Origin of the sequence: Rhodococcus sp. NPDC079359, assembly GCF_040702585.1 — a bacterium.
In the GTDB taxonomy this organism is placed as follows: Bacteria; Actinomycetota; Actinomycetes; order Mycobacteriales; family Mycobacteriaceae; genus Rhodococcoides.
Map to the genome: position 1 here is coordinate 114,485 of NZ_JBFBLH010000004.1, position 22,066 is coordinate 136,550.

Below are 22,066 nucleotides of genomic sequence, written 5' to 3' on the forward strand. Positions count from 1 at the left end.
GGATCACCATGACAACACAATCCCACGAAGGCACAGCAGCGTCGCCGCACACTCCGCCGCCCGGCGGTGGGGGTGGTACGGAACGGCGCACGGCCAGACGACGACCCAATCTCGGACTCGATCGCTTCAGCGGTCTCTATGTGTGGATCGCCGTCATCGCGCTCTTCGCGCTCTGGATTCCGGACACCTTCATGACACAGGGGAATTTCCGCATCATCGCCGGCGACCAGGCGATCACCGCGATGCTGGCCATTGGCTTGATCGTGCCACTGGCTGCCGGGGTGTTCGATCTGTCCATCGCAGGCATCATGGGCTTTTCGGTCGCGATGGTGTCCTACCAGCTCTCGCAGGGCGTCAGCACCCCTATCGCCGTCGTCACCACTCTGCTCTGCGGTGCGCTGATCGGGGCAGTCAACGGTTTCGTCGTCGTCAAGCTCAAGGTCGACTCGTTCATTGCCACTCTGGGAATGTCGAGCATTCTGCTGGCGGGAACCTACTGGGTCACGGACGGCAAACAGATCACCGAGGGGTTCACCGACGGCTTCCTCGATCTGGGGAGCAAGCCGTTCCTCGGTCTGCCCCTTCCGTTCTTCTACATGATCGGCGTCGCCGCCGTGATGTACGTCGTACTCGAGAAGACCCCGTTGGGTCGCTACTTCTACGCCACCGGTGGCAACCGTCAGGCCGCACGGCTCGCCGGACTGCGAGTCGAGCGAATCATGTTCGGCGCGTTGATGACGTCGGCCACCATCGCGGCCTTCACAGGAGTTGTCCTGGCAGCCAAGCTCGGCACCGCCGCGCCCGACATCGGCCCGTCGTACCTGCTGCCGGCGTTCTCGGCCGTCTTCCTCGGCTCGACTCAGATACGCGCCGGGCGGGTCAACGTACTGGGCACGCTGATCGCCATCTACCTGCTTGCCACCGGTGTGAAGGGACTGCAGCTGGCCGGTGCTCCCAGCTTCGTCAACGACCTCTTCAACGGACTCGCCCTCATCGTCGCCGTGGCTCTCGCGGCCCGGACCGCCCGCCGTACCTGAACTCTCCTCCACCCGAAAGGTGATCACGTGAAATCGACCAACTGGACGAAGGCTTTCGTTGCCCTCGTGTCCGCAAGCTTGTTGGTGTCCGCATGCAGCAGCTCGGACGAGACGACGGCGACCGGAGAAGCTGCCGACGTCGCCGGCGCGCAGGCCGTCGCCGATCAGTACGAGGCCCCGCCGGCCGGTCTGGTTCTGACGACGCCGTTGAGCAGAGCTCCGGACAGCGGCAAGTACGTCATCAGTATCGAGACCCCGCAACCGATCTCGAGCGCGAAGAACGATGCCATCCAGCAGGCGGCGGACGTCCTCGGGTGGCGCTATCAGCGAGTGTTGATGGGCACCGACGCCGAAGCGGCACCCAAGGCGATGGACCAGGCAATCGCACTGAAGCCGGATGCGATCCACATCTCGGGCACCCCGCTCACGATGCTCACCCGCCAGATCGAATCTGCCGATGCCGCGGGCATTCCCATTATCGCGGACAGTATCGCGGGCCCTCCCGTCGCCGGTGTCATCTCCACCGCCTTGGACGGGGACGCGCAGGTCGAGGAGTGGGGAAAGATGGTCGCTAGTCAGGTCGTCGCAGACAGCGATGGGCAGGCGAATGTCGCAATCTTCTCGATCACCGACTACTCGATCCTCAACGTCTTCACCGACGCATTCACAGCTCAGTTGGAAGCCCAGTGCCCGGACTGCACCACCCAACTCGTGAATCAGCAGGTCACCGATCTCGGCACCAAGACTCCGCAGAGCGTCGTCAGTACACTCCAGCGGGACCCGACCATCAACTACGCGGTCTTCTCCTTCGGCGATCTCGTGTTGGGTGTCGATGCGGCGCTGCGTGGTGCGAGCCTGACCGATCAGGTGACTTTCGCCGGTCAGACGCCCACACCGGACAACCTCGAGTCGCTGAAGGGTGGCGACAACAGTGTGTGGGTCGGCTTCCCGGTGCAGATTCTGGGATGGCGCGTCATCGACACTCTGGCGCGGCATTTCAACGGCGACGACCTCGCAGCGGCCGACGCCGCGTTCCTCCCCACGCAATTGCTCAACAGTGACAACATCGGGTCGGCAGTCCTCGATGAGGACACCGGATACTACGTCGGTGTCGCGGACTACCAGGGTGAATTCGAGACACTCTGGCAGAAGTGACGCCTCGGGTTCTGTCCCTGTCGCATCTGTCGGCGCTGCACCTCTCACCCCCGGAGTTGATCGACTGCGCTGCGTCGGGTGGCTTCGACGCGGTGGGTATCCGGGTGGCGCAGGGCGAACGGGAAAGGGGATTCCTTCTCCCGGCGGGATCGGCGCTGCTGCGGGATACAGCATCTGCGCTGGCGCACAACGGATACGAGTTCTCGATGTCGAGGTGGTCAAGCTGCATCCCGGAAGCTCCAAGGGCGATTGGTCGGCGATTGTCGAGGCAGGTGCCGAACTCGGGGCGAAGCATCTGCTCGTGACGGTGTTCGACGACGATCGCAGTCGAGCAATCGACAACTTCGACCTCCTGTCGGAGTTGTCCGGGGCGTACGGCCTTCGGTGTTGTCTCGAGCCGATGATTTTCTCGTCTGTTCGGGACTTCACTGCCGCTGCTGCATTCGTCGTCGAAGCTCGGGGGAGCGATTCCGGCGTCCTCGTCGACGCCCTGCATTGGATCCGGGCGGGGTCGGAGCTGGCCGATCTCGACGCCGTCGACGACGACTCACTGCCTTACTGGCAGATCTGCGATGCAGCGTCGGCGGAGCCCTCGGGCGACCTGAATGCAGCGATCACCGAGGCTCGAACCGACAGGCTCCCACCGGGACTGGGTGCATTCCCACTGGCCGATCTCGTGCATGCACTCCCATCGACGGCTGCGGTGAGCGTGGAGGTCCCCTCCGCCCGTAGCGCGGCCGATACACGGGAGTGGATTGCAGAACTGGGTCGAGCGACGCGAAAGGTGCTCGACGACGCGGAAAGTGAGAAACTGGAGACATGACCAACAAACTGCATTGCACACTGTCATGACCAGCACCGTCGAGCGCAAGTACGTCCACGTCGTCGCACCCGGAACCGCGGAGACGACGATCGAAGCCGCATCGCCGCCTGCCCCCGACGCTGTTGTCGTCGACATTCGCTACTGCGGTATCTGTGCGACCGACACGCACGGATACTCGTCCGCTGCTCTGCCACCGGCCGTGTTCGGACATGAATGGACAGGCACGATCAGCGCTGTCGGTGAGAACGTGACCACCCTGCGGGTGGGTCAACGCGTGGTGGCCGGTGTCGGGCCTGCGTGCGGTGTGTGTGCCCAATGCCGGGCAGGTCACGCCGCTCACTGCGACCTGGCCTTCGCAGAAGCCAACGGCATCACCGACGACGCACCCGTGCACGGCGGGTTTGCCACCACCCTCACGGTGTCGGCTCGCCGAGCGATTCCGGTGCTCGACGCATTGTCCGACGAGGAGGCCGCGCTGATGGAGCCGACGACCGTGACGTTCCATGCCGTCAAACGTGCCGCGATCACGCTGGGTTCCACGGTGGTCGTTCAGGGTGCGGGTCCTATCGGTCTACTGACCGCGCAACACGCACGTACCGCCGGAGCAGGCCGAATTCTCGTCAGCGAGCCGTCGGCGGCACGTCGAACGGCAGCAACGGATCTGGGCTTCGCAGACGTGGTGGAACCGGCGGATCTCGCAGCGCTGCTCGGTGAGGTCACCGGTGGTCTCGGCGCGGATGTCCTGTTCGAGTGCACCGGAGTCGCCGCCTTGATGCAGCCCTCCGCCGAGCTCGTCAGACGCGGCGGGACCCTGGCGTTGCTCGGGTATCCGGGCACCGATTCCTCGGTCAGCTACGGCGATTGGCAGTCGAGGGAGCTCACGGTGATCGGCTCGCTGGCGTACTCGCACGAGGACTTCATCGGTGCGATGACGCTGGTCGCCGAAGGTCGAATCGACCTGAAGTCCTTGCACACAGGCACGATCGGGCTCGGTGAATTGGTCGGGATGTTCGCCGAACTCGATTCCGGAACGAGTCGGCACGCCAAGGTGCTGGTGGACCCGAGTCGTTGACGCGGTGGGTCAGGCGGGAGCCGGCACCGGCACCGTCTGACCGCTCCCGCAGGTAGCCCCGCCGTCGACCGGGATCGCGACACCGGTGACGAACGACGCCAGCGGCGAGGCCAGGAATGCGATGACCTCGCCCACCTCGTGAGCGGTGCCCCAACGGTGCAGGGGGATCATCGTTTTGAGCGCTTCGTAGCGGTCGGGGGTGTTGTCCTCGATACGTCGGGTCATGCCGGTGCTGATGGGCCCTGGGCAGACGGCGTTGACGCGGATTCGGTCGTTCGCCAGGTCTAGGGCGAAGGACCGCGCGAGGTTCACAGCCCCGGCTTTGGCCGCGGCGTACGGCCAGCGGTTCGGCTCGCCACCGAGCGCGGTTGCCGACGCGGTGATCACGATCGAACCGCCACCTGTGCGGCGAAACGCGGGAATGGATTCGCGCACACCGAGTACGACGGCGCGGAGGTTGACCTCGATCGAGCGGTCGAAGACCTCCATGTCGAGGGTTTCGATGGACCCGGATGCAGGTACACCGGCATTGAGCACCAGGGCGTCGAGACGTCCGAACGCGGTCTCCGCGTGCTGTACCGCTGCGCGGTTGTCGTCCTGTCGGGTGACGTCGCCGACGAACGGCACCGCATTGTCGTTGCCGGACAACCAATCCAAGGATTCCGCGGTGGTGTCGAATGCAACGACCGAGCCGCCGTTGGCGAGGATGATCTCAGCGGTTGCACGGCCGATACCCGATCCTGCACCTGTGACCAAAGCGACGGTGTTCACGATGCGCTCGCCGTCGACAGTTCCTCGACGTCGTCGAGCAGGACTGCCAACTGTGCCGGTACGTCGACCCAATCGGTCGGCGAACGCATCGCGTCCCAGAAGTTGGGCTCGACGATCAGGTGTTCTGCGCCTGCCGCCAGGGCAGTGCGGATGTCGCCTCGGACCCCGTCGATGCCTTGACCTCCGGATCCGACGGCGTCCGTCGGACGTTGCAGGTAGGAACGTAGGAACAACCGCACCGGGTGTGTACCTTTCGGACGCAGGCCGCGCATCGTCTCGAGTTGTTCGAGCAGAGCTTCCGGGCTGCCGCTACTGGGGTTCCAGATGTCGAACAGTGCTGCGGTGCGCTTCAATCCGGTTGCCGAACGAAGACCCGAAAGCAGCGGTGGGTGTGGCTGTTGCACCGGTTTGGGGCGCACGATGGACCGGGGGATGGTGAAGAACTCGCCTTCGAATTCCACCGGGTCGGGTCCCCAACAGGCCTGCACGGCCCGCACCAATTCGCCCATCCGACGGCCACGGGTGCGCGGATCGACGTCCATCTGAGCATGTTCTTCATCGGACCAGCCGGCCCCGAGGCCTGCCACGAGTCGTCCGCCCGACAGTAGGTCCAGAGTCGACAAGCGTTGCGCCAATTCGACCGGACGATGATAGCCGGCCACCAGAATGCTGCTGCCGATCGTGATCGTCCGGGTGCAGGCAGCGGTGAACGCCATCAGTTCTGTGGCACCGAGTACCGAGCGATACGCCGGATGCACGCTGGTGGTGTGTCGCCCGCCGTAGATCGATTCGTTCTCCTCGGGATAGAACAGGTGCTCCTGAACCCACAGGCTCGAGAAGCCCAGTTCCTCGGCCGAGGTGGCGAAGGCGCGGACGGCCCCGGCATCGACATGTTCGCCGAGCTGAGGAAGGGACAACCCGATTGCGAGACTCACAGTACGGTCACCGTTCCCGTGTTTCCGTCGACCTCGATCATCGCACCGTCGGGAATTCTCAGGGTGGCGTCCTGCACCGAGACTGCGCACGGGATGCCCAGTTCACGGCACACGATCGATGAGTGGGTGATGGTGGCACCGACGTTGACGACGACGCCGCCGGCGAACACGAAGAGCGGAGTCCAGGCCGGGTCCGTCTGTGGAGCAACGATGATGTCTCCCTCGGCGAGGTCACCGACCTCGTAGGGATCATGAAGGACGCGTGCTCGTCCACGACTCACCCCCGGTGCACCACCGACTCCGGTCAACGAATCGCCGGGAGCTGCGGCCTGCGCCTTGTTCTCGGTCCTTCTGGGCCACTGCGAGAGTGGGAGTGGCTCGAACAAGAAGAAGGGCGGCTCCAGGTCGAAGAGCGCGAGGTACTGCTCGCGCCGCTCGGCGATGGTGCTCTTGAAAGTTTCGGGGTCGGCGACGAACGCGTCGAGTTCGTCGTCGAGCAACATGGTGACGTCGTGATGGTCGCCCATGATGCCGCGATCGACCATACGATGGCCCAATTCGTAGAGGGCCGTGCGCATCTCGCCCATGACCTTCACGCAGGCCGTCTTGGTCCGCTCCCGCCAGGGCATGAACTTGGTGATGGATTTGGCGGCGTCGAGGAAACTCTGACGAGTTGCGTCGTCGGGCATCTTGGCGGCGAGCTCCGCGGTGAGTGCGATGCGCTTGTTCTCGTTGCGCCCTCTGATGACCTCGGGGTCTGATTCGTCGGGACTCAGGCGCATGCCGTTGATGGCCAGCAAAGCGAGCACCGGCTTCGATTCCCAACTGTCGGAACGGATGTCCCACTCGTTCGGGGCGCGCGATCCGAACTTGTACAGAAAGTCGTCGAAGTCCTGGCGGAACTGCTTCGCATCGGGGGAGTCACTGGCGTCGACGGCCTCGAGGAGAGTGGCAAGACCGGAGTCGAACAGGGAGGTCAGTTCCGCGGACTTCGCCACCGACCGACCCATGTTCCACAGGGCGTACGACGGTTCTGCCGAGTCGACTCCGCCCAGCCCGCTGAGGAGGTCGCCGAGCTTGTCGGCCTCACCGATCGCATCGAGAAGGGCTCCGGCTACGGCCGGCCCCATGGTCGAGAGTGTGGTGGTCACCGGGTGGTAGGCGTAGCAGAAAACGAGGTCCGGAACGAAGGATCGCGCGTGGTCGACCAGTTCGCGATCAGTCAGTGCAGCAATGTCGGGGCGCGCGGCGCGGGCGGCGTCCGCGCGACGCTTCGCCTCCTCTGCCTCGGGAAAGGTGTCGGTGGTCAGTGCCCACGCGGTCTTGTCGGCCAATCCTGCAGTCAGTCGATCGTTCTGGTGCCAGGGCTGTTCGACGTACTCCGGGATGTCGGGGTGATCGCCGACCCACAGGCTGTTCCATACCGGAACGGTCAAGCCCGGCAGGCGGGCTCCGTTCAGCTCGGTCATCGAGAAGTTGGTGTAGTGGTAGCCGCCGAAGTTGCCGATGATCTGTGGCATGGTCTCGTCGATCTCGGAGGCCAGGTGAGTGCCGAGGTGTTCCACATATCCTTCGCGCCAGCCGATGTTGAGGCCCTTGTTCCAGACAAGGGTCACATTCAGGGGACTCGACGGGTCGGGAAGTACTTCCCCGGCGTTGGCTCGGGTGTACACCGGGTACCGCTCGCTGAACTCCCAGTCGGTGATCCAGCTGTCGCGATCGTTCTCGACGCTCACTGAGTGCTCCTCTGCCGTTGATGCCGGACTGTATTTCAAGTCACACTATAGAAACTGTGGAGCAAAAGAAACATGTACAGAGATATTTTCCGGCAAGTCGCACGCACGTGCCGGCGACGAGCATCTCGGTAGTAACTTTATATGCAGTGTAGTAATGGTCACCGTCTTGTGCGAGACTCGGATCACATCCCTGGTCTTGGAGAGGAACTCCATGTTCGAGAAAGTCCTCGTCGCCAATCGCGGAGAGATTGCTGTCCGTGCTTTCCGTGCCGCCGTCGAACTCGGCGCCTCGACGGTTGCGGTCTATCCTTTCGAGGATCGAAACTCCGCTCATCGCGCCAAGGCCTTCGAGGCGTACCAGATCGGTGACCCGGGAAACCCGGTCGGCGCTTACCTTTCGGTCGACGCTGTCATGGCTGCGGTACGTGAGTCGGGAGCCGACGCGGTGTATCCCGGATACGGATTCCTCTCGGAGAACCCGGCATTGGCAACGGCATGCAAGGATGCCGGCATCACCTTCGTCGGTCCATCGGTCGAGGTCCTCGAGCTCACCGGTGACAAGTCCCGGGCGATCGCCGCAGCGAAAGCGGCCGGGTTGCCGGTCTTGGCTTCGTCGCCTCCGTCCGACGAGCCGGACGTGCTGATCGATGCGGCCCGGGCCATGACTTTCCCGCTGTTCGTCAAAGCGGTCGCCGGTGGCGGTGGACGTGGAATGCGCAGAGTGCCTGCGCCGGAGCAACTCCGAGACGCGATCGAGGCAGCCTCGCGTGAAGCGAAAGCCGCATTCGGTGACGGGACCGTGTTCCTCGAACAGGCGGTCATCGATCCCCGGCATATCGAGGTGCAAATCCTCGGCGATTCGAGTGGGGAAATCATCCATCTGTTCGAGCGGGACTGCTCACTGCAGCGACGTCACCAGAAGGTCGTCGAAGTGGCACCCGCACCCGGTCTCGATCCCGAACTCCGGCAACAGATGTGTGCCGATGCGGTGGCCTTCGCTCGACACATCGGCTACACCTGCGCCGGCACTGTCGAGTTTCTGCTCGATCCGCACGGAAACTACGTCTTCATCGAGATGAATCCCAGAATCCAGGTGGAGCACACCGTCACCGAGGAGATCACCGACGTGGACCTGGTGACGTCGCAACTGCGGATCGCATTCGGTGACACCCTGGCCGATCTGGGTCTGAGCCAGGACGACATAGAAATCCGGGGTTCGGCGATTCAATGCCGGATCACCACTGAGGATCCAACCGACGGATTCCGTCCCGACACCGGTGAGATCACCGCCTACCGCACACCGGGAGGATCGGGTGTGCGATTGGACGGCAGCGTCGGAGTCGGATCGGAGATCAGCCCTCACTTCGACTCGATGCTCGTCAAGATCATCTGTAGAGGAGCAGATTTCGCGACGGCCTGTGCTCGCTCCCGGCGCGCGGTCACCGAGTTTCGGGTGCGAGGAGTCGCGACCAACATTTCGTTTCTGCAAGCGGTCCTGGAAGATCCGGACTTTCTCGCATGGAACGTCGACACGAACTTCATCGAGGACCATCCACTTCTGTTGACGCAGAACGTCTCTGCAGACCGCGGCTCTCGTATTCTTCGGTATCTCGCAGACGTGACCGTCAACCGCCCGCACGGGGAACGTCCGTCGCCTGTGTACCCCGTCGACAAGCTTCCTCCCATCGACGCTCACACGGCCCCGCCTGCAGGCTCCCGCGATCGGCTCCGTGCACTCGGCCCGGCCGGCTTCGCAGCCGATCTTCGCTCGGCCTCCGCTCTTGCAGTGACCGATACGACGTTTCGGGACGCTCATCAATCGCTGCTGGCCACGCGGGTACGCACCCGTGATCTGGTGGCCGTGGCACCCCACGTCGCGCGACTGACACCGCAGCTGTTGTCGGTGGAGGCGTGGGGTGGTGCAACGTACGATGTCGCGCTGCGCTTCCTGCACGAGAATCCGTGGGAACGGCTCGCGCTGTTGCGATCCGCGATGCCCAACATCTGTCTCCAGATGCTACTGCGCGGCCGGAACACCGTGGGATACACGGCCTATCCGGACAGCGTCACGCATGCTTTCGTGGCGGAGGCGGCCGAGACCGGTATCGACATCTTCCGAATCTTCGATGCTCTGAACAATGTCGATCAGATGAGGCCCGCGATCGATGCGGTGCGTGATACCGGTGTCGCGGTGGCGGAGGTGGCAATGTCCTACACCGGTGACCTGGCCGATCCGGGTGAGAGCCTCTACACCCTCGACTACTATCTCCGGTTGGCCGAGGAGATCGTCGAGGCGGGAGCTCATGTTCTGGCCGTCAAGGACATGGCCGGCCTGCTGCGTCCGGCTTCGGCAGCCACCTTGGTCACCGCCTTGCGGTCACGGTTCGACCTCCCCGTGCATCTGCACACCCACGACACACCGGGAGGCCAGTTGGCTACCTATTACGCTGCGTGGCAAGCGGGAGTAGACGCTGTGGACGGCGCGAGCGCGGCGCTCGCCGGTACGACGAGCCAGCCGGCACTGTCGGCCATCGTGGCCGCAACCGAACACACCGATCGCGCCACTGGCCTCGATCTCGGTTCGGTATGCGACCTCGAACCGTACTGGGCTGCAGTGCGATCGGCGTATGCACCCTTCGAGTCCGGACTGCGGGCACCGACGGGACGGGTGTACGTGCACGAGATCCCGGGTGGCCAACTCTCCAATCTCAGGCAGCAGGCGGCTGCATTGGGACTCGCGGAGCGCTTCGAGGACATCGAGGAGGCGTACGCAGGTGCAGACCGCATTCTGGGGCGGATCACCAAGGTCACACCGTCCTCGAAGGTCGTAGGGGACCTGGCGATGGCTCTTGTCGGTGCAGATGCCACCGCAGCGGAATTCGCTGCCGACCCGTCGAGCTACGACATTCCAGGATCGGTCGTCGACTTCCTCCGTGGTGATCTCGGCACGCCGGCCGGAGGTTGGCCCGAACCGCTGCGGAGTCGGACGCTGAAGGGGAGGGGAGAGGCCTGCCCTCAGGTTTCGGTCGGTGCCGCGGATCGAGCGGCTCTGGCAACGTCGGGACGCGAGCGGCAAGAGACGTTGAACAGGTTGTTGTTCCCGGGGCCAGCTGCTGAGTTCGAGCGACACCGCGACAGGTACGGCGATACGTCGCAGCTGTCGACCAATCAGTATTTCTACGGGTTGCGACAGGGCGACGAACACCGAGTCGTGCTCGAACCGGGGGTGGAATTGCTCATCGGATTGGAGGCGATCTCCGAACCCGACCCCGCGGGAAGTCGAAATGTGTTGTGCGTCCTCAACGGTCAACTGCGGCCGGTGCGGGTGCGTGATCGGAGCATCGAGACCGCCTTGCGGTCCGCCGAGAAGGCGGACCGCACCGATCCTGCTCATCTGTCCGCACCTTTCAGCGGCGTGGTGACGCTGTCGGTGAAAGAGGGTGACACCGTGGACAAGGGGGAGTCGGTGGGATCCATCGAAGCAATGAAGATGGAAGCGACGATCACCGCGACCACCGCAGGCGTCGTCACCCGAGTGCTGATCGGCGGCGGGGCACCGGTCGAGGGCGGTGACCTGTTGTTGGTGGTAGGGGCCTAGGGCCCTCAGGGACCCTGCACGAGGGCGGCCGCAACGGCCGCCACGTGCAGGGTGGTGCTTCCGAACAGGAGCTCGCTGGTCTTGGCCCGACGAAAGTACCTGTGTAATGGGTGTTCCCACGTGAAGCCGATGCCCCCGTGGATCTGGATGGACTCCTCGGCGGCGAACGTAGCGGCCCGCGAAGCGAGCACCCGCGCGGTGGCCGCAGCGACGGCGAACTCCGGGCCGAGTCGCGTGTCGGCTCCCGCGGCGTGAAGCACAGCGGCCTCGGCCAGTTCGATCGCGATCGACATGTCGGTCAGACGATGCTTGATCGCTTGGAACGACCCGATGGCCCGGCCGAATTGTCGCCGGGTCTTCGCATATTCCACCGACATCTCCAGGCAGGCCCGCGCTGCGCCCACTTGCTCGGCGGCAAGTGCCGTGATCGCCACTGCTTGCGCTGTGTCGAGACCGGCCGACAGGTCTGCGCCGGTGATTCGGTGCGCGAGGGCACCGGAGAACTCGACGCGAGCAAGCCCTCGGGTGAAATCCAATGTTTCTCGGCGAGTTCGGATAACTCCCTCTGCGTGTGCGTCGATCGCAGCGAGGTGAGGTCCGTCCGATCCGTTCGCGACCACGAGCAACACATCGGCATCGGAGCCGTCGACTACGGACTCCTGGGCACCGTCGAGAACGACGGTGTCGGAGTCCTGTACGCGCGCAGCGACGAGCGACGTGCCGAAGGGAAATCCCGTCACGAGCGCTGCAGCGGCGGAGCCATCGGCGATCGACGGGAGGTACTGCTTGCAGGCAGCATCGGAACCGGCATGCAGCAGAGTGAGCCCTGCCAAGATCACCGACGAGAAGTACGGAGCACTTCCGAGCGATCGACCGAGTTCGGACATCACGACAGCAGTGTCCTTCAGCGTGAAGCCCGCACCGCCGACGTGTTCGGGGAACGGAATCTCGGTCAAGCCCATCTCCAGAAGCGCAGGCCATACATCCTGTCCTGCAGCAGTTCTGGACAAGGACGCGCGCAGGCTATTGCTCAGGTCCTGCTGTTCTTCGGACAGTTCGAGTCTCATGCGAGGCCTTCCCGTGGTTCACGCGGCAAGCCGAGTCCGCGTTCGCCGATGATGTTGCGCTGAATCTCGTCCGAGCCCCCGGCAATTCGGTAGCCGGGGGCGCCGAGAAGATGCTCGGTCCAGGCGAAGGTGTCGAGCACCCCGGTGTCGGCCAGGATGCTCGGCCCGAGGAACGACGCCGCGGCGTCGCCGATTCGCTTGAGGTTCTGAGTCCAGACCAGCTTGCCGATGGAACCTTCCACGCCCGGGACCGCCCCGGCCAACTCTCGCTCGGCGTACCGGGCTACCAGTAACGCCGCGGCCCGCTCGTAGATCGCCGCGTCGGCGAGCTGCTGGCGAACCAGTGGGTCGTCGGTTATGCCCAAAGTCTTTGCCAGCCGGACCAAGTCGGCACTGTTTCCTCCGGCGCTGACAATTCCCGCGCTCGAACTTCGCTCGAAGCCGAGCGTCGTGAGTGCGACAGTCCAGCCGTCCCCCTCGGCTCCGAGGCGCAGCGAATCCGGCAGTTCGACGTCGGAGAAGAACACCTCGTTGAAGGTCGAGCCACCGGACATCTGGCGGATCGGCCTGATATCGACACCCGGGGTGTGCATCGGCACCATGAATGCCGTCATACCTCGGTGTTTCGGGACTGTCGTATCGGTGCGGGCGATGAGTAGACCCCATTCCGAGAACTGAGCTCCCGAGCTCCACACTTTCTGGCCGTTCACCCGCCAGCCACCGTCGGTTTTCGCTGCCTTGGTGGACAATCCGGCGAGGTCGGACCCGGCTCCGGGCTCCGAGAACAGCTGACAACACAATTGTTCGGCCCGCAGAAAGGACGTGACGAACTGCTGCTTCTGCTCGTCCGTGCCCAGGGCATGAATTGTCGGGGCCACCAGCTCGACCGTGACAAGGACGCTTTCGTGCCGCTCCGGCGCTGCGAAGTCTCGCTCGAGCCCGACGTACGCGCGCTCGTGGCTTGCGGTCAACCCCGGACCGCCCCATTCCGGAGCCCACGTGATGGCTCCGAAGCCGGCGTCGACGCGCACCCCCTGCCAGTGTTTGGCGGCGTCGATGAGTTGCCGCTCCTCGTCGTGGCTGCGGTCGTGGAAGATCGCGTAATTCGAATCGGTCGATTCGTTGGTTCGCCGCGCCAGGTTTTCTTCGAGCCATGCCTCGGCCTTCTCGGTGAAGACCCGAACGTCGATACCGCGATCGTTCGGCGTCATGCCTTCTTGCCTCCTGCCATCTCGGCTATGCGTGCCTCGACTGCCGACTTCGAGTCCGGGTGTTCGGACAGGCGCAGTGTGAACGTCTGTTCCAGCTCGTATCCGCGCTTGAGATCGAGGTCCTCGCAGCCGTTGAGCGACTTCTTCGCCAGGGTGAGTGCGTAGCGGCTCTTCGACGCAATGGATCGCGCACGTGTCATGGCCGTGGTCAGACACTCTTCATGTGGGACGACCTCGATCGGTGCGCCCCACCTGCGCAGGGTTTCGGCCTCGACAGCTTCGGCGGTGAAGAACAGCCGCCGCATGGCTTGCTGCGGCAGCATTCGGGCCGTGAACCGGCCGCCGCCGAGCACACCGACTCCCATCTCCGGCAGGCCGAAGGTGGCTCGCTCCGACGCGACCACCAGATCGCAGACCGAGGTCAATCCGAATCCGCTTCCGAGGCAGGGGCCGTTGACGGCCGCGATCACCGGGAGTGCGCAGTCCAGAACTCCGAAAATCGCCCGGCGCGCTGCCCGCATCTCGATCTCTCCGCCGATCGAATCCATGACCCGAAAGCTCCCGAGATCGTTTCCGGCGCAGAATATTCGGCCACGACCGGTCAGTACAACAGCGCGAATATCCTGGTTGTCCGACAGTGCTTCGAAGACCGTAGCGATCTCCCCGTACATCTGCGTATCGATGGCGTTGACCTTGCCGCGGGCCAATTCGACCACTGCGATGCCGGGTTCCGGCTCGGTCACCGTGAGATGTTCGATTCCATCAGGCTGGAGAGGCATTGGGATGTCCTATCTTTCGTGTGCTGCGGCAAAGGTCATCGCAGCCATCTGCGGCGGCACCGTGACGCGGTCCTGCGTCCAGTTGCGCAGCGCGAACTTCTGAATTTTTCCGCTTGCCGTCTTGGGCAGCGAATCTACGATGAACAGGCTTTCCGGAATTTTCTGCATGGCGATTCGGCGGTGCACGAGGAACTCACGCACCTCCTCGAGACTCAGGTCTCGGTGCTCGCGGGTGACGACGAATGCGCAACCACGTTCTCCCGTCACAGGATCGGGACCTGCCACCACGGCAATCTCGAGCACGTCGGGGTGTGCGCCGAGCTCGTTCTCCACGTCGTAGGCGCTGACCTTCTCACCCGACCGGTTGATGATGTCCTTGATTCGCCCCACCACATGGAGGGCACCGCTGGCGTCGAAGCGGCCGAGATCACCGGTACGGAAAAATCCGTCCTCGGTGAACGCCGCCGTATTGAGAGAGGCATCGAGGTAGCCGAGAAAGGTGTCCGGTCCACGCCATAGAATCTCGCCGACATCGCCGGTCTGCGCGAGTCCACCGTCGGCATCGGTCACCATCACCTCGGTCGACTCGATGGGGCGACCGTCGGATTTCATCCGCAGGGCAGGCGGGTCCCACCGGTCCGCTGTGGTGACCGACGGCCCCTCGGTGGCCCCGTACATCCGAACGACGGTGCCGAGGCGGGTGGTGGCCGCCGCTGTCAGAGCATCGGGGATGTCGGCTCCACCGCAGACTATGTACCGGATCGACGGGGTCGACGAGTCGGTCGCCTCGGCGGCATCGAGCAAGCCTCGAAGGAACGGCGTCGAGAAGATCATGAAGCTGCACCGTTCGTCGATCACTCGCTGCAACGCCGTCACCGGATCCCAGTCGGCCTGCAACACCACGGTTGCGCCCACCACGAACGGGAGAACCAGAGCGCAGTTGACCCCGGTGATGTGCGTGACCGGAGACGGATTGAAGACGACGTCGGTTTCGTTCAGTCCGAACCACCGCGCCATCGAGAGGTTTTCGTAGACCAGCGTGTTGTGGCTGTGCAGTACGCCTTTGGGATCTGCGGTCGTCCCCGACGTGTAGAGCAACAAGCAGACGTCGTCGGGCGACGGAGAAGTCGCAGCATCGAGATCGGCGACCATCGAGTCCGTGACCTCGCCGATCAGGTCGGTCCACCTCGTGCCAGGTCGGTCGTCCCCGTAATCGCCTACGGTGACAATCGATTCGAGGTCCGGTAGTTCGGCGGAGAGATCGCTGTACATGTCGGTTACGTCGACCCCGTGCAACTCCGCGGGCACGAAGGCGATCCGCGCCCGCGACTGACCGAAGATGAATCGCAGCTCGCGAAACCGGTAGATCGGCACGATCGGATTGGCGGTGGCTCCGAGCTTCATCGCGGCATGAAATACGACGATTGCCTCGGTGCAGTTTGGGAGTTGGAATGCGATCACATCGTCGGAGGTGATTCCTCTGGCGTGCAAGGCAGCCGCCAGACGAGTCGCGTCACGGTCTATGTCGGCGAATGTCGCGCGCCGGTCGCCGTCCACCACTGCAGTGGCGTCGGGGTAGAGGCGAGCGGCACGCGAGAGGTAATGCCCGATCGGAAGATCTCTCCACAGCCCGCGTTCGCGATACGTCCGGGCGAGGTCGATGTCCGGCGGCCGAGTCGGCAACATGGTCGGCTCCTGCCCTAGTCCCTCAGTTTTCTGACAATCACTACAGTAACTAAGCTACCAAACTATGTATAGAGTTAACCCGCATCACACCGAGAACAACGAGGTGAGGTCACAGACATGACAGCTGAGGAGAGCGCCGCTCCCCGGGTGCGGTCGCCCAAGGTCTCCGCGAGGATCGCCAACATCATCGCGGACCGGATCCTCGACGGGGGCGTCGTGGAGGGGGAGCGGTTGCCCACGGAAAAAGACATGATGGCCGAGCACGGTGTTGCTCGGACCACGGTCCGTGAAGCGCTGCGGTTGCTCGAAAGCCGTGATCTGGTCACCATCAAATCGGGGATCGGCGGCGGCCCTGTGGTCAAGCGACCGAGGCTCGAATCGCTCGGCAACACCATGAAGCTGTTCCTGCAGTTGGACGGGGCCAACATCAGCGACGTCATCGATGCCCGTCTGATGCTCGAGCCCATCATCGCTCGCGAGGCCGCGACGAATGTGAGCGACGAGCAGATACAGCTCATGCAGAGTGCTCTCGACCGAATGCGTGAGGACCCCGGTGATTACGGAAATTTCCAGGAGAACAATGCAGAGTTCCAGCGGGGGGTGTACGACGCGGCCGGAAATCCGGTCCTGAACATCCTGATGGAAACTCTTTGGTTGTTGGTACGCGACGCCGAACCGAACGAGCATCCTCTCGCGACGCGGCTGGCGGCTATCGAGATGCAGCAGGATGTCCTCGATGCGCTGAGCCTGCGCGATCCCGACGCTGCTGCGGCCACGATGAGCGCGTTCGTCACCGAATCGGCGAAGTACTACCGCCGCCGTCTGCGGGCCATAATTTCCCGTCCGGTGCGGTGGCAGATGTAGATCTCGAGGTGGTGTCGGAGCGGATCTCGTCGCTGACTCCATCGAGCTGACGGTGTGAGTCGGCGCAGTGCTCGGTTTCCAGTGCTCACTCGATGCGCTCTCCGTCCAGTCGGCTTTCGGCAGTGTCGCTGGGTGCTCGAAGCGGACCGACACCGGTGAAGAGAACCGACGCTCCTGCCGTCAGAAGCTCGGGAAGGCTGTTGTTCTCGTCGATCAGCCAATGCTCGTACGCCGAGATCGCCACCCCCAAGACCATCCATCCGACGGTGCGCGGAAGATGGTCGCCGGGGTCGGAGTTCGTCCGTGCTGCCACGTATTCGGCGATGACCTGACGCCAGCCCTCGTACATCACCATCGAGTAGCTCTGCAGTGCTGGATTTCCCAGGATCAGTGCCATGCGCTGACGGTGAACGGCGGCTTCTTCCTCGGGGAATGTGTTGAACTGCAACAGGGCCGAGTGCAATCCGTCCGCGAGTCCGACGTTGCCGGGCAGGTCGTTCAGATGCGTCCTCAATGCCGTGAGTTGAGCGTCGAAATCGCCCCAGGGAACTGCGTTCTTGGACGGGAAGTAGCGAAAGAACGTGCGTCGAGCGATGCCCGCGGCATCGGCTATGTCGTCGACGCTGGTCTCCTCGAATCCCTTGGCGGCGAACAGTTCGATTCCGAGATCGCTCAGCTCGCCCCGCGTTGTGGACGGGCGCCTACCTGGCTGACTGGACGGTTTTGCGCTCCTGACCATTTTCTTCTTTCCATTCTCTGGTTTTCTGCACTCAGTGTCATTATGTTGGTGACCCAAGCCACTGTCGACTCCGATTGTGGTCCGCAACAACCTCAGGAGGTTTCCGATGTCGAAGAACAACGAGAACGCTGTAGTCGATACGGCAGTCGTCGAATCCGATCTGGTCGAAGAGTCGTTGGTCGAGGAAGTATCCATCGACGGCATGTGCGGCGTGTACTGATCATGACCACTGCGGTGCGTGAGGACCTCGACGAGTTGGACCTGGATGTGCGGTGGATTCTGCATCCGCAGGTGGCGTTACGGCCGGAGTCGTTCGGGGCGCTGCTCTACCACTTCGGAACTCGCAAGCTCTCGTTCCTGAAGAACCGCACGATCGTGGCGATCATCGAATCGCTGCCCGACCACCCGGATATGCGGTCGGCGATTGCGGCTGCGGGAATCACCGAGTCGCAGTCGGCGCCGTATGTGACGGCACTCGCGACGCTGGCCCGCTCGAACATGATCACTCGCCCGTAAAGCCCTGACCTATCGCAGAAGAGGACTTCCGCCCATGACCTCCACCCTCGAAAGACCAGCTCCGGTAGGAAAACTGGTCGATCAATTCGAACTCGGACTCGACGCCCCCATCTGTCTTACGTGGGAGTTGACCTACGCCTGCAACCTTTCCTGCGTGCACTGCCTGTCCTCGTCGGGTCGCCGTGACCCGCGCGAACTCAGTACCGAGCAGTGCAAGTCGATCATCGACGAGCTGCAGAAGATGCAGGTGTTCTACGTCAACATCGGTGGCGGTGAGCCGACGGTGCGGTCGGACTTCTGGGAGCTCGTCGACTATGCGACTGCGCATCAGGTGGGGGTGAAGTTCTCCACCAACGGGGTCAAGATCGACAAGAAGGTCGCGGCGCGTTTGGCTGCGTCGGATTACGTGGATGTGCAGATCTCCATCGACGGCGCTACGGCAGAGGTCAACGACGCGGTCCGCGGGCCGGGCTCGTTCGACATGGCCTGCCGTGCATTGGAGAATCTGAAGGAGGCGGGCTTCCGGGACGCGAAGATCTCGGTGGTCGTCACCCGGCACAACGTTTCTCAGCTCGACGACTTCAAGGCCTTGGCCGACAAATACGCTGCGACACTGCGCATCACGCGGCTTCGACCGTCGGGACGTGGCGCGGATGTCTGGGACGATCTGCATCCGACTGCGGGGCAGCAGCGAGAGCTCTACAACTGGCTCGTCGCGAACGGTGAGGGGGTGTTGACCGGTGATTCGTTCTTCCACCTGTCGGCATTCGGTGATGCTCTGCCCGGACTCAACCTGTGTGGTGCCGGGCGCGTGGTGTGTCTGATCGACCCGATCGGCGACGTGTACGCATGCCCCTTCGCCATCCACGAGAACTTCCTCGCCGGCAACATCGTGCGAGACGCCAAAGACGGCATGGGCGGGTTCCAATCCGTCTGGCAGACTTCTGAATTGTTCCAGGAGTTGAGGTCTCCGCAGACTTCGGGTGCATGCACCAAGTGTGCTCATTTCGATGCGTGCCGCGGTGGCTGCATGGCGGCGAAATTCTTCACTGGCCTGCCCATGGACGGTCCGGATCCCGAATGCGTCATCGGTAACGGCGAAATGGCGTTGGCGGCGGCGGGGGAGATCCCGAAGTCCAGCGTCGACCATTCCCGTACCGGGCAGCGCAAGACCCCACGAAAGTCGGTGCCGCTCACGCTGATGATGCGCCCGCCGGCGAAGATCTGCGACGAGAACCCGCTCGCAGGAATGGAACAGGAACACTGATGGCCAAGAGTGCGTGGTTCGAGACCGTTGCCGAAGCGCAGCGGCGTGCGAAGAAACGTCTACCGAAGTCCGTGTACGCCGCACTCGTGGCGGGGTCCGAGCGCGGGTTGACGATCGACGACAACATGGCAGCATTCGGCGAACTCGGGTTCGCCCCGCACGTTGCGGGGTTGTCGGACAAGCGGGACTTGTCGACGACGGTGATGGGGCAACCCCTGTCGTTCCCGGTGATGATCTCCCCGACGGGTGTCCAGGCGGTTCATCCCGACGGTGAGGTAGCCGTCGCGAGAGCTGCTGCAGCGCGGGGCATTCCGATCGGACTGTCCTCGTTCGCCAGCAAGTCCGTCGAGGAGGTCGCTGCGGCGAATCCGCAGACGTTCTTCCAGATGTACTGGGTGGGCTCGCGTGAGATCCTGCTGCAGCGGATGGAGCGGGCACGCGCCGCGGGGGCCGTCGGATTGATCATGACCCTGGACTGGTCGTTCTCCAACGGCCGCGATTGGGGCAGCCCGTCGATTCCGGAGAAGATGGACCTCAAGGCAATGGTGCAATTCGCCCCCGAGGGCATCATGCGACCGAAGTGGTTGTGGGAGTTCGCCAAGACCGGCAAGATTCCCGACCTGACGACCCCGAACCTGACGCCACCCACCGGCGGTCCTGCACCGACGTTCTTCGGTGCGTACGGCGAATGGATGGGCACCCCGTTGCCGACGTGGGAGGACGTGGCCTGGCTCCGTGAGCAGTGGGGTGGGCCGTTCATGCTCAAGGGAGTGATGCGGGTCGATGACGCCAAACGAGCCGTCGACGCGGGCGTGACCGCTATTTCCGTCTCCAATCACGGCGGCAACAATCTCGACGGCACCCCAGCACCGATCCGGGCGTTGCCTGCGATCGCCGAAGCCGTGGGCGATCAGATCGAGATCACCCTCGACGGCGGAATCCGGCGCGGCAGCGACGTGGTGAAGGCGCTGGCACTCGGTGCGCGTGCGGTGCTCATCGGCCGGGCGTACCTGTGGGGTCTGTCGGCCGGCGGTCAGGCAGGCGTGGAGAACGTGCTCGACATTCTGCGCGGCGGAGTCGATTCCGCGGTCCTCGGTCTCGGACACACCTCGGTACACGATCTCTCGCCGTCGGATGTGGTGATGCCGCCCGGGTTCGACCGGAAGCTCGGGGTCTGAGCGAGGGCGTGTGGTTCGAGACCGTTGCCGAGGCCCAGCGGCGAGCTCGGAAACGTCTACCGCCGTCGGTGTACTCGGCGCTGGTGGCGGGTTCCGAACGTGGTCTGACCGCGGCGGACAACACCGCCGCGTTCGCCGAACTCGGTTTCGCCCCACACGTTGCAGGGTTGTCGGACACCCGAGAGTTGTCGACGACACTGATGGGGCAACCGCTGGCGTTCCCGGCAATGATCTCCCCGACGGGTGTGCAGGCGGTACACCCGGACGGTGAGGTCGCCGTCGCCAGAGCTGCTGCGGCGCGGGGGATTTCGATGGGGTTGTCGTTGTTCGCGAGCAAACCGATCGAAGAGGTCGTCGCGGCCAACCCACAGACGTTCTTTCAGCTGCACTGGGTCGGTTCACGAGAGTTGTTGGGGCACATGCTTCAGCGTGCACGTGATGCAGGCGCGGTCGGGCTGATTCTGACGATGGACTGGTCGTTCTCGGAGGGCCGTGACTGGGGTAGCCCGGTGATTCCCGAACGCCTCGATCCGAGGGCGATGATCCGGTTCGCGCCGCAAGCGCTGTGTCGGCCACGGTGGCTGACGCAGTGGGCGCGGTCGGGCGTATTCCCTGATCTGACTGCTCCGAACCTCGCGCCGCCCGGTGGGCGTGCGCCGACGTTCTTCGCTGCTTATCGAGAGTGGAAGGCGACCCCGCTGCCCACGTGGGATGACATCGCGTGGTTGCGCGAGCAGTGGGACGGGCCGTTCATGCTCAAGGGCATCTCGCGGGTCGACGACGCACTGCGGGCCGTGGACGCAGGCGTCACCGCGATCTCGGTGTCCAATCACGGTGGTAACAATCTCGACGGTTCCCCGGCGTCGATCAGGGTGTTGCCTGCGATCGCCGAGGCCGTGGGCGATCAGGTAGAGATCACCCTCGACGGTGGTGTGCGTCGGGGAAGTGACATCGCGAAGGCGCTCGCGCTCGGTGCGCGGGCGGTGTTGATCGGGCGGGCGTATCTGTGGGGTCTGGCGGCGAACGGTCAGGCCGGAGTGGAGAACGTCCTCGACATCCTGCGCGGCGGCCTGGACTCCGCCGTACTCGGTCTCGGTCGCACGTCGGTCCACGAACTGTCACCGTCGGATGTCCTCGTGCCGCCTGACTTCACGCGGTCGAATCAGCTCCCAGGTCTGGGATAACCGACGCCGATCGGAGTCCGGGATCCAGAACCGAGGGGCCGATTCGACCTGGACGGCCGCCGCAGGGAGACGAATCGACAGTCACCATTCGGACAGGTGAGTGTGGCCGTCCTGTAGTGCGCGAGCGAACAGGGCGGCCTTCGTCGGCGCGCTGCGTCCCACCGCCGCGTATTTCTGCCGGATGCGGGTGATGTGGGTGTTGATCGTGCCCACCGAGATGTAGACGGACCGAGCTGCGACCGTTTTCGAGTCGGAGGCGAACCAGGCGAGCATGACCTCGATCTCGCGGGCGCTCAACGCAGGCTTGCGGTGGCGAGCTTCGAGCGGTGTCGGGACTGCACCGGGTCCCCGCTGTGCCGGCCTCCGGAACGGGTGATGCACTGCCGATGCCAGCGTTTGTTCGAGCACGAAAATTTCCCCCCTGGAGTGTCCACTTGCCCCGACAACA

The 22,066-nt window shown here is 63.9% G+C and carries 20 protein-coding genes; 11 read left to right on the top strand and 9 right to left on the bottom strand.

The annotated features are described in order from the left end of the window. Window positions 1-8: 8 nt before the first annotated feature. The 4 genes from AB0362_RS11850 (at window position 9) to AB0362_RS11865 (ending at window position 4,087) form a co-directional block, all read left to right on the top strand. The gene (locus tag AB0362_RS11850; protein ID WP_317547435.1) at window positions 9-1,037 is read left to right on the top strand and encodes an ABC transporter permease; all 1,029 of its coding nucleotides are present in this window, start codon (window positions 9-11) and stop codon (window positions 1,035-1,037) included. Window positions 1,038-1,064: 27 nt separating this feature from the next. Further along, the gene (locus AB0362_RS11855; RefSeq protein ID WP_317547434.1) at window positions 1,065-2,192 is read left to right on the top strand and encodes a substrate-binding domain-containing protein; all 1,128 of its coding nucleotides are present in this window, start codon (window positions 1,065-1,067) and stop codon (window positions 2,190-2,192) included. A gap of 214 nt (window positions 2,193-2,406) precedes the next feature. After that, window positions 2,407-3,015, top strand: coding sequence for a TIM barrel protein (locus AB0362_RS11860; RefSeq protein ID WP_317808694.1), 609 nt, complete (start codon window positions 2,407-2,409; stop codon window positions 3,013-3,015). A 25-nt stretch (window positions 3,016-3,040) separates the two neighbouring features. Further along, window positions 3,041-4,087, top strand: a complete 1,047-nt coding sequence (locus tag AB0362_RS11865) for a zinc-binding dehydrogenase (protein WP_317547431.1) — start codon at window positions 3,041-3,043, stop codon at window positions 4,085-4,087. A 9-nt stretch (window positions 4,088-4,096) separates the two neighbouring features. Here AB0362_RS11865 and AB0362_RS11870 read toward each other — a convergent pair whose 3' ends face one another. Genes AB0362_RS11870 through AB0362_RS11880 form a run of 3 tightly spaced genes read right to left on the bottom strand, consistent with a single transcriptional unit; the run spans window position 4,097 to window position 7,529 of the window. Next, on the bottom strand, window positions 4,097-4,858 hold the full coding sequence (locus tag AB0362_RS11870; protein ID WP_317808695.1) for an SDR family NAD(P)-dependent oxidoreductase: 762 nt from the start codon (window positions 4,856-4,858) through the stop codon (window positions 4,097-4,099). After that, entirely contained in the window at window positions 4,855-5,793 is a 939-nt protein-coding gene (locus tag AB0362_RS11875; RefSeq protein WP_317547429.1) for a TIGR03619 family F420-dependent LLM class oxidoreductase, read from the bottom strand. Before AB0362_RS11875 ends, AB0362_RS11870 begins: the two co-directional genes overlap by 4 nt. Continuing rightward, window positions 5,790-7,529 carry a PEP-utilizing enzyme gene (locus tag AB0362_RS11880; protein WP_317547428.1) on the bottom strand — a complete coding sequence of 580 codons (1,740 nt, stop codon included), beginning with the start codon at window positions 7,527-7,529 and terminating at the stop codon, window positions 5,790-5,792. Before AB0362_RS11880 ends, AB0362_RS11875 begins: the two co-directional genes overlap by 4 nt. Before the next feature lie 211 nt (window positions 7,530-7,740). Here AB0362_RS11880 and AB0362_RS11885 point away from each other — a divergent pair, with 211 nt between their 5' ends. After that, window positions 7,741-11,127, top strand: coding sequence for a pyruvate carboxylase (locus AB0362_RS11885; protein ID WP_317808696.1), 3,387 nt, complete (start codon window positions 7,741-7,743; stop codon window positions 11,125-11,127). A 5-nt stretch (window positions 11,128-11,132) separates the two neighbouring features. On the opposite strand, the gene AB0362_RS11890 is transcribed toward AB0362_RS11885, so the two are convergent. From AB0362_RS11890 to AB0362_RS11905, 4 genes are read right to left on the bottom strand one after another with little or no spacing between them, the layout of a single operon-like run. After that, the gene (locus tag AB0362_RS11890) at window positions 11,133-12,194 is read right to left on the bottom strand and encodes an acyl-CoA dehydrogenase family protein (protein WP_317808697.1); all 1,062 of its coding nucleotides are present in this window, start codon (window positions 12,192-12,194) and stop codon (window positions 11,133-11,135) included. Next, window positions 12,191-13,405 (bottom strand): acyl-CoA dehydrogenase family protein, encoded by a 1,215-nt coding sequence (locus AB0362_RS11895; RefSeq protein ID WP_317808698.1) that lies wholly within the window; start codon window positions 13,403-13,405, stop codon window positions 12,191-12,193. The genes AB0362_RS11890 and AB0362_RS11895 overlap by 4 nt, the downstream gene beginning before the upstream one ends. Beyond that, complete coding sequence (locus AB0362_RS11900; protein ID WP_317547423.1) at window positions 13,402-14,148, bottom strand: enoyl-CoA hydratase-related protein; 747 nt, start codon at window positions 14,146-14,148, stop codon at window positions 13,402-13,404. Before AB0362_RS11900 ends, AB0362_RS11895 begins: the two co-directional genes overlap by 4 nt. Window positions 14,149-14,193: 45 nt before the next feature. Then, window positions 14,194-15,870 carry an AMP-binding protein gene (locus AB0362_RS11905; RefSeq protein WP_317808700.1) on the bottom strand — a complete coding sequence of 559 codons (1,677 nt, stop codon included), beginning with the start codon at window positions 15,868-15,870 and terminating at the stop codon, window positions 14,194-14,196. Window positions 15,871-15,987: 117 nt separating this feature from the next. Between AB0362_RS11905 and AB0362_RS11910 the strand changes: the two genes are divergently transcribed. Continuing rightward, window positions 15,988-16,734, top strand: a complete 747-nt coding sequence (locus AB0362_RS11910) for a FadR/GntR family transcriptional regulator (RefSeq protein ID WP_317547421.1) — start codon at window positions 15,988-15,990, stop codon at window positions 16,732-16,734. Between the two features lie 85 nt (window positions 16,735-16,819). Here AB0362_RS11910 and mftR read toward each other — a convergent pair whose 3' ends face one another. Then, complete coding sequence (mftR, locus tag AB0362_RS11915) at window positions 16,820-17,473, bottom strand: mycofactocin system transcriptional regulator (RefSeq protein ID WP_317808701.1); 654 nt, start codon at window positions 17,471-17,473, stop codon at window positions 16,820-16,822. Window positions 17,474-17,579: 106 nt separating this feature from the next. Here mftR and mftA point away from each other — a divergent pair, with 106 nt between their 5' ends. The 5 genes from mftA to mftD (AB0362_RS11940) are packed head-to-tail and all read left to right on the top strand — an operon-like array spanning window position 17,580 to window position 21,618. Then, a complete protein-coding gene (mftA, locus tag AB0362_RS11920) occupies window positions 17,580-17,693 on the top strand; it encodes a mycofactocin precursor MftA (RefSeq protein ID WP_094639111.1) in 114 nt (37 codons plus the stop codon). Between the two features lie 2 nt (window positions 17,694-17,695). Further along, window positions 17,696-17,989, top strand: a complete 294-nt coding sequence (mftB, locus tag AB0362_RS11925; RefSeq protein ID WP_068051521.1) for a mycofactocin biosynthesis chaperone MftB — start codon at window positions 17,696-17,698, stop codon at window positions 17,987-17,989. A gap of 34 nt (window positions 17,990-18,023) precedes the next feature. Further along, a complete protein-coding gene (gene mftC, locus AB0362_RS11930) occupies window positions 18,024-19,256 on the top strand; it encodes a mycofactocin radical SAM maturase (RefSeq protein WP_037188381.1) in 1,233 nt (410 codons plus the stop codon). Further along, window positions 19,256-20,434 carry a pre-mycofactocin synthase MftD gene (gene mftD / locus AB0362_RS11935; RefSeq protein ID WP_269594349.1) on the top strand — a complete coding sequence of 393 codons (1,179 nt, stop codon included), beginning with the start codon at window positions 19,256-19,258 and terminating at the stop codon, window positions 20,432-20,434. Before mftC ends, mftD (AB0362_RS11935) begins: the two co-directional genes overlap by 1 nt. After that, a complete protein-coding gene (gene mftD, locus AB0362_RS11940; RefSeq protein ID WP_317808807.1) occupies window positions 20,431-21,618 on the top strand; it encodes a pre-mycofactocin synthase MftD in 1,188 nt (395 codons plus the stop codon). Before mftD (AB0362_RS11935) ends, mftD (AB0362_RS11940) begins: the two co-directional genes overlap by 4 nt. Before the next feature lie 81 nt (window positions 21,619-21,699). On the opposite strand, the gene AB0362_RS11945 is transcribed toward mftD (AB0362_RS11940), so the two are convergent. Continuing rightward, window positions 21,700-22,026: a LuxR C-terminal-related transcriptional regulator gene (locus AB0362_RS11945; RefSeq protein ID WP_317808703.1), complete on the bottom strand. Its 327-nt coding sequence runs from the start codon at window positions 22,024-22,026 to the stop codon at window positions 21,700-21,702. Window positions 22,027-22,066: the final 40 nt, after the last annotated feature.